This is a genomic window from Mesorhizobium sp. M4B.F.Ca.ET.089.01.1.1, assembly GCF_004022605.1.
Taxonomy (GTDB): Bacteria; Pseudomonadota; Alphaproteobacteria; order Rhizobiales; family Rhizobiaceae; genus Mesorhizobium; species Mesorhizobium abyssinicae.
Map to the genome: position 1 here is coordinate 1 of NZ_RZOS01001422.1, position 448 is coordinate 448.

Genomic DNA, 448 nt, shown 5'->3' on the forward strand with positions numbered 1-448 from the left:
GACGACGATTCAACGAAACGTCATCCTGATCTGGATTGGCGGCCGCTTCTTCAGCGCGAAGAAGCGGCCGCCGGCATTTCCAGATCGAGATCAGCCACCGCGTCCAGAGCCGCGCGCAGCTTCGCCGCCTGCTCGGCGCCGACCTTGTCCTCGAACTGCTGCTGCGCCGCGCTCCACAGCCTGATCGCCTCGTCGAGTTTGACATTGCCCTGCGGCGTCAGCCGCACGCGCTTGACGCGGCGGTCGTCCTTGTCGGCGAAAGTCTCGACATAGCCGTCGCGGATCAGCGGCTTCAGCGTGTGCCCGAGCGCCGAGAGGTCCATGATCAGCGCCTCGGCGATGGTGCCCATCGCCGGCTCGCTGCTGACATGGATCTGAAAGAGCAGGCCGAACTGCGTGCCCTTCAGGCCCGATGGCGCCAGCGCGTCATCGTAGAAGCGGCCGAGGC

The 448-nt window shown here is 66.1% G+C and carries 1 protein-coding gene; it reads right to left on the bottom strand.

Annotated features, from left to right (window positions below; translation table 11 throughout):
* Positions 1–50 precede the first annotated feature (50 nt).
* Positions 51–448: MarR family winged helix-turn-helix transcriptional regulator (locus EN780_RS37770; protein ID WP_133373027.1), on the bottom strand; the 398-nt coding region annotated here is incomplete at its 5' end.